The following is a 7,366-nucleotide window of genomic DNA, read 5'->3' on the forward strand; positions in this document are numbered from 1 at the left end:
AGGGAGTTCCTTGCGCGTTGTTTCCCGAATTTCTGTGGCCTGCTGGAGCGGCTGACAGTCTGGGTCCGTGTGGATGTGAATGGACGTTCCGACGCCGACTGGTCCACGTTTCTTGATCCAGACTGTCTCACCCGACATTGATCCAATGCTAGAGCCGTTTTCTCTCTGAATTGGCTTAGTATTTCGGCTGCGAACAGTTCTTGGATGCGCTATTGCCGGTACTAGCAGTATGTGGGCTCCCAGCGACTCCCGTCAGGGCTGGCAGTCACGGGAGGCTATCGCATGATGGGGGCACAAGCGACTCCCACGTCGATCACTCGGCCAGAAAACGGCCCTGACCGCCGTCAGCTGTCAGAGGCCCGGTATCGGCCAGGACCGTGATTGGATTACTGTCAGTATCTTTTGTAAAAGCGTGGGCTGTTATCGCAAGTCACAGTTGGGACCGGCACCGGAGTGCCGTCAGCAACGGGGAGAGGGGGAAGCCGCGAGTGCCTCTGACAGCGAACGTAACCGCACTAGAATCATCAGCTGGCCAGTTGGAAAATTTTCTTGCCAACCAAGTTGTGTCCGCCACGTCAGTCCCGGCGCCGTCGCCCAGTTCGGGCCCACCAACACATAGCTGGCGCTATCCGGCCGGCAACCTCGTCCACTACACCGAGTGGACTGCCGAGTTCGCCGCCGTCGAGAATCTCCTACATCAGCTGGAGGGTGGCGACTTGAGTCAAGTGAGCCCGATGCCCTCAGCTAACAGTTCATGCGAACGAAGCGCGTCATCGTGGGTCGCATGGATGTGCTGGATCATTACTTCGTTGACGCCAACGCGGTCCGCAAGTTGCTTGAGAAGAGACGCAAGCGTCTCTGGACTCCCGGAAATTGCGCGCGGCCATTCATCATCGTCGAGTGTTGCGGGCGTCGGTTCGGGAACAGCACCGAGTTCGTCGATAGCTTCTTCGATGGACGGTCTTGTGCCGACGACACCGCGTTGCATGCGCTTATATGACGCCTCGGCCACGGACCGGAGCCGTGCCGCCTCCTCGTCGGTCGCTGCACAGACTGCATTCACCGCCAGTATCCCCTGTGGCTCGTCGGCGCTGCCGGCTAGGGACAACGATTGGAACTGCTCACGGTACCTCTCAAACGACTGGGTAGCGAACTGCGGGCGAATGAATGCCGCGAAACAGTATGGGAGGCCGAGTTCGGCCGCGATTGCCGCGCTAGATGGGCTCGATCCGAGCACCCACGGGGTGGGGACGCTGTTGCCCGGCCGTGGTATCTGCAAGTCGCCGTAGGGGTGTTCGTCGGGATAGTTGTCATAGAGATGGTTCACGACAGCTTCGATTTTCTCTGCATGATCCTCGTCAGGATTCTTGACGTGCCGGTCCGTTCCAAGGGCCCGATCAGCCGCAGGCGAGCCGTTTGCCCGTCCGAGACCAGCGTCGATACGGCCCGGAGCGAGCGCGTCGAGCGCACCGAACTGTTCGGCGACTTTGAACGGGCTGTAGTGATTGAGAAGCACTGCGCCGGACCCCAGCTGAATCGAGTCCGTTTCAGCGGCGAGATGCCCGAGCAGTACTTCGGGTGTCGTCCCTGCGATCGAGTCCGCCATGCCGTGATGCTCGGCCACCCAGAACCGGGAGTATCCGAGCCGTTCAGCTTGCTTGGCGGCCTCAACAGTGTTCGCGTATGCCTCACTCGCAGCCCCGTCGTTCGGAACGGGAGAGAGATCGACAGCAGAAAGTTCCATGTCTGGGTTCAGGGACTGCAAGAATTAACGGTTTGGTTAGCGGTTGTTACGGAACTACCCGTAGAGGTCTTCCCGTAACCATCCTAATTTTGATTCGTGTAAAGCAACTATTGCGTCCGAATTCACAGCACTATTTTCACCGGCAGCCACTAATTCGGCGATACCTCTCTACGATCTAACTGTAGATATTTACTCCGCAATGATGACTTCATAAACATTGCTCCTCACGCTTCCGAAGCGCGCTAGCGTCGACCAGCTCGTGGTGCGCTTCGAGATCGTCCGTCGGGAGACGTCGACGGCAAACCGGGTCCGAATGCGACTCTTGGATGTAAGGGCAAGGCGACGACGGGTGGTGTCACGCCGGTTGTGACGAGGGAGAGCGGGGCCTCCGCGTGATGCCGGCGAACTGAGCTACTTCTCGGTTACGAACTGTTTGGGGGGACCGGCAGCACGTGCCCTGCCGACGTCGACGCAGCTGTTTGCTAGGGAAAGGCACTCACAAATAATCCAGCGTCGATGCGAACGCTCGGTGAGTTGGATGTACTCTCGGGACCACTGGCCGAGGAGATAGCACAGGTTCCCGGTTCCGGAACGTCTTGTCGCATACTTACGACAACATCATCAACCATGATGTCGTCTATAACGCGCTCCGAGATCTTGAGCGCTATCGCGGATTCGTGCAGTCGGTTCGAGACTATCTCGATTCCATTGGTGCACTCGACGACTGCGCTGACTCGGCAATATCATTTTATTTTGCTCGAAGTGGGGCTCTAATCGTCACAATCGTTCCAGTCGGTGAATTATCATCGAACGTCACGTCTCCACCTGCAATATCTGTTCCCCAGACGATAAGCGCAAGGCCAAAACTGCTGCCATGTTCCAGCGGCGTCTCCGTTCCTTGCGAGACCAGTGCGAGTTCGTGGTCGTTGATTCCTGGCCCGTTATCCGTAACCGTAATTTCGATTGTATTTTGCCGTGTCTCGACTGAGACTCTGACCTGCGGATCGGGATTGGTGTTGTGTTGGGCGGCGTTCTCGATTACATTCGAACAGACGGTATCGAAGAGACTGTCGACGTAGAGGTCCTCGTCGATTGGGGTAATGCTGGTCTCGACTGCAGGGTACTCGTCTCGAACGGACTTGACAGTTTCTTCGACGATCGTCGCTAGCTGAATATATGTCTGCTCTTCCCGTCCCTGTTTGAACACATCGAGAATGGCACGGACTTTATCACTGATATCTTGGATCTCCAGTGCGTTTTCCTCGACCGCCGTGGCTTTCGTCTCGCTGTTATGTGTAGCGAGATAATTTGCGTTTCCGAGGATGACTTGTGTATTAGTGCGAATATTGTGTCGGAAGACCCGATTGAGGACTTCTAACCGTTGTTGCTGACGCAAAAGGTCGCTGATCTCATGGAGAGTAATAACGCGCCCAAGCAGTCGGTCGTGGATATCTCTGATGTGACTCTCAGAGACATCGTATGCTCGGTTCAAATCAGGTGGCCGGAAGATAGACTGGTTGGCTCCCGAGGTAGCTGTCCACGGTGTGAAATCTGGACAGACGTGTAAAATCGGCTGGCCGAGTGCGTTTTGTGCTGTCGTATCGAGTGCGCTCGCAGCCTGCTCGTTCATGTCGACGACATTATCATGGCTATCCAAGACAAGTGCCCCCTGTTGCATCCGGTTGAATACTGTGGCCCGAGCGTGGCGAATCGGTGACGGATTGGTGCCAAAGAGCTGGAAGCGCGTCAAAGCCCCGAGATAGGCAACGCCCGAGACCGCGAATGCGATTGGTGTTGGATCGACGCCAGCAGTGGGGAACATCTCGAATAAATAGAGGATGTTCACAATCCAGGGTGCGAAGATACCAACAAGGAGGGTGACACTCTGCCCGCGAAACGTCCGTACGCTACTCGACACCAATTGAAACAGCGGAATGGCGCCCAAGAGACCCAGCAGATAGGTATACCCTGCAGTAACCCAAAACCAAACCCCTGGCGTGCGACTGAGTGTTGTCATGGCGTCCTGCTGAACAAGCGCCGACTCGACATACAGTAAGTGATGGATGTCGTTGGTCACGCCAAGCACTGCTGTTATCGCTGGGACGACCAAGGTGGCGAGAATGTACTTGCGAGTAGTGTACTCGGTGTACCCAGCATATTCGAGGCTAAAGAACAACCACGCAACGGGGATGAGTCCAATCCCAACCCAGGAAACGTCAACCCAGAAGATTTTCGCACCAAGTTCGGTGGCGTCAATCCGGAATATTAGTGTCGCAGCCCACCAACACTGGCCAGCTAGGAGAGCGATAAGTGGCACTGCTCCTGGTTCGGGACGTTCTCGCCATGCAAGCAAGCCACCTGTGACGCTTACGACAATTGTCAGTGCAAGTACAATTTTGAAAATTGTCGTTGTAAGCACGCTCACTCAAGAAAATCGCCGCCCACTACTTTAATGAAGTGGTGATTATGTTGTCATTTTGTGGTGATAATCTGAAGTAGTGCAGTTAGAACGCTAGCAGTTGTATTGTTAATACAACGAAGGCAGGGAGCCGGGTACATTCAGCCAGGAATGCAAGCGTTCCGTCACTGTCAAGACGTCCGAGAGAACAGACGATGGCAGCCAGACAGATGAGACTGACCGATAGTGCCCAAGCATGACTGGTGGACAGGATACCAGATATTGCTCCAGCCGCGAGTATCACGCCCGCTCCAACCGTCACTCCGTAGAGAATCCATCTTGTCTGTGCGACACCGACCATAGCGGGCAGCGTTGCGACACCGATGTCACGGTCAGCGTCGATATCACGGACGTTCGCGATCTCGGTATTGACGAACGTGGCCACCGTGAAAAAGAGAAAGACAATAATCGCAGAGGAGTCGAGTGCAGCCCTAGCGAACGCAACCGGCAGAAAGACAATAACGACTGACCACGCTACTGCGACGAGTCCCGAGTTAATGATGAGAATGTCTTTGAGCCGCCCGGCCTCAGTTCCAAGACTGGGCATCCACTCCTGTGCGTAGCTCAGCCAGACAATACCGGGAATCAGGGTGAGTCCGAACGCGAATGGACCACCAAGGACGGCAAGTGCTACTGCAAGCCCATATGCGAGTGCGCCAAGACTGTAGAGGACGCCGGCATACCGCTGTACGAATGCCGTTCGTTGCGGTGCGGCCACCATATCTGACTCAAGATCGGCAAGACGGTCGTTGATATACACGGAAAACGTGAGTAATCCCGCAACAGCAGGAGCAATGGTCTGTTGGAGTGAGAGGAGTTCAGTAACGATGCTGACTTCCACCATCGCAATGAGTGCCAGATAGGCCGAGCTGTAGACAAACCTATTCCAAACTGACCTGATCCGTTTGCGGAAATGTGTTTGTTTCGTACTGTTCGTATCTAGCCGCTTGATGCTACTTTCAGACTGTGGCTGTGGTTTCGTTGCCATTTCGCCAGTAGAACTATCAGGACACCGTACAGTAAACATACCCCCTAGCTAGCCGATAATAATAATTGAGTGACCCCAGAGCCATCTTTGATGGGTCCTGGTGATGCCGACTGGACTAGTTCTGCATCAGACGACGATTCTGCCGTCAGGTTCCAGTGAGATTTTGCCGAGGAAAACAACGATTCATTGCCGGTAGTTATCCCACAAAACCCATCTGAGTCTAATTTGTGGGGTAACAACTGCCAGAGTGAATGTGCCCTGAAGAGGAATTCTCGTCAACGAGACCCTGTTCAGGAGATTATAAGTAGCGAAACTGATATTTGAGTAGGGTATCATCTCATCCGTAGATGCCGAGCTTTCTCAAAATTCAGGGGTTCGTGTTTGATACGCAGGCACTGAAGGATGCGTATCTAGCGGTTCCGCCTGCGGCGCGATCGTCCAACAAGGGGTACGATGAGGCAGCGCTCGAAGCGCTGATCCGGTATTTTGCTGACTGGTGGCCTGCCCGTGAAGAGTCATTAATGGCACCGCCCGAAGAGACGTTGGGGTCTTTGTCCGGCGATGAAAAGAGAGAGCTCTACAACGAATTTACCAAGCGGTTAGCCAGGAATCTTGCAGAGCAGTACAGCAGAGATATTGATCAAGAGAAATTCGAGGGGTTTCATCTGGAGACGTGTACCAGTTGACCTCCTATATCCTTGCAATGGAGACTGACGGAGCGCTGGTTTTCCCAGGACATAGAGATCGAGTATCAGAACAATCGAGTGTGTTAGACGAATACGCACTCCGCTCGATTACCATCTCCACAAACGCGCCTGTTTTTTCCTACGACGATTATGTCGACGCGCTTGAGTCGAGTGCGTGTGATTATCTCGTCGAAGTGTTGTAGTTCCAAATCCTGGGTCACTGGGAGGAGCTTCTTCGCTTGGGACGGGCGACTTTGAGTTATCCCACAGATTGGTATTTGTTGCTCATCGTGGGGTAACTATGTGAGAAGAGGAACCAATGAAACCACCTACACCCGATCTCCCGAAATATCTTCGCGAGCCACTGGAGAAGCAATCGCCGGATCAGCTCGAAGAGGTTGCGTCGTACGCGACTGAGTTGGCCGATGCTGTTGACGAGTTCAACGAGCACATGGACGCGATGCTCGAGATTCTAGACTACGAAAATCTCGACCGTATCTGGATCGAACGTGTCGAACAGACTGTACGCGAGGGCCGCCAGAAAGTCGATAAGACGGCGTTCGATCTCCACATTGCCCGAACGACGGAGAACGGGGCGGCCTACGAAGATACGGTTGAGCATCTCAGCGAGAGTGAGCGCGAGGTGACAGGCCTCATCTTCGCGCTGGCGGGGTATCTCGTCCACGACCTCTACAAAACGGTGTCGTTCATGCTGCTAGACTCGCTGGAAGCGATCGATTCGGATCGAATCGCCCAGCTCGTTGAGTACTTCGAGGACTATGCCGAATATCTCGTGGTCGCCTTGCTCCCGGAAGACGCGCAAGCGCTAAATGACGATCTAACTCGAGTTATTGCTATCTGAGCGGCAACGCGCAGCTCGAAATTTTATATAGGAGCACTCACTCGTTCTACGGAACTCCCAACGAAGTAGCAGACACTCTCTGGAAACAATCTTGTGTGGTGGTAACATAGAACTCACTATGGAGCGGGGTACAGACTGGGAACACGAGGCTGTTCAAAAGCAGTGGGCAGCCAGAGAACACACGCAGAGAGTCACGACACGTCTGGTGGCCGGCTGTTCGCTCGGTCTATTCGCGTTCCTCTTGTTTTTGCTCGCGCTCGCATCTGAAGCGTGTCTGGGCGATGCTGGGATTTCACCACGCTGTACTACAGTCATGACCGGTCCGCTCCCTGCCCTGTTCGGTCTCGGTGGCATTCTCGCGTTAGGAGGTGGACTGTGGCTGTGCTGGTCAGCCTACACGCAGGCGAAGACTGGCAACAGTGGAGTCAATAATCATTAGCGGCCGAAATTCGTAAGCCAACGCATAGAGAACGACCCTAGCATTGGATCAATGTCGGGTGAGACAGTCTGGATCAAGAAACGAGGGCCTGTGGGCGTCGGAACGTCCATTCACATCCACACGGACCCAGACTGTCAGCCGCTCCAGCAGGCCACAGAAATTCGGGAAACAACGCGCAAGGAACTCCCT

At 54.6% G+C, this 7,366-nt stretch carries 4 protein-coding genes and 1 pseudogene; 2 read left to right on the plus strand and 3 right to left on the minus strand.

Annotated elements, in window-relative coordinates; translation table 11 throughout:
- Window positions 1-721: 721 nt before the first annotated feature.
- From E4S61_RS24985 to E4S61_RS24995, 3 genes are all read right to left on the minus strand, one after another.
- Window positions 722-1,744, minus strand: coding sequence for an LLM class flavin-dependent oxidoreductase (locus E4S61_RS24985; protein WP_135306492.1), 1,023 nt, complete (start codon window positions 1,742-1,744; stop codon window positions 722-724).
- Between the two features lie 748 nt (window positions 1,745-2,492).
- Window positions 2,493-4,169, minus strand: coding sequence for a histidine kinase N-terminal 7TM domain-containing protein (locus E4S61_RS24990; RefSeq protein ID WP_342447944.1), 1,677 nt, complete (start codon window positions 4,167-4,169; stop codon window positions 2,493-2,495).
- A 79-nt stretch (window positions 4,170-4,248) separates the two neighbouring features.
- Window positions 4,249-5,046, minus strand: coding sequence for a UbiA family prenyltransferase (locus tag E4S61_RS24995; RefSeq protein ID WP_135306493.1), 798 nt, complete (start codon window positions 5,044-5,046; stop codon window positions 4,249-4,251).
- Window positions 5,047-5,537: 491 nt separating this feature from the next.
- Between E4S61_RS24995 and E4S61_RS25000 the strand changes: the two genes are divergently transcribed.
- Together E4S61_RS25000 and E4S61_RS25005 are read left to right on the plus strand one after the other, a co-directional pair.
- Window positions 5,538-5,876, plus strand: coding sequence for a hypothetical protein (locus E4S61_RS25000; protein WP_135306494.1), 339 nt, complete (start codon window positions 5,538-5,540; stop codon window positions 5,874-5,876).
- Between the two features lie 421 nt (window positions 5,877-6,297).
- A pseudogene (locus E4S61_RS25005) lies at window positions 6,298-6,738 on the plus strand (archaea-specific SMC-related protein); the annotation flags it as partial.
- Window positions 6,739-7,366: the final 628 nt, after the last annotated feature.

The organism is Haloarcula amylovorans (genome assembly GCF_004681185.1).
GTDB lineage: Archaea > Halobacteriota > Halobacteria > Halobacteriales > Haloarculaceae > Haloarcula > Haloarcula amylovorans.

Excerpts from the sequence above, each read along its gene's own strand:
- E4S61_RS24995 (WP_135306493.1), bottom strand. The coding sequence starts at position 5,046 with ATGGTGGAAGTCAGCATCGTTACTGAACTCCTCTCACTCCAACAGACC.
- E4S61_RS25000 (WP_135306494.1), top strand. The coding sequence starts at position 5,538 with ATGCCGAGCTTTCTCAAAATTCAGGGGTTCGTGTTTGATACGCAGGCA.
- E4S61_RS24985 (WP_135306492.1), bottom strand. The coding sequence starts at position 1,744 with ATGGAACTTTCTGCTGTCGATCTCTCTCCCGTTCCGAACGACGGGGCT.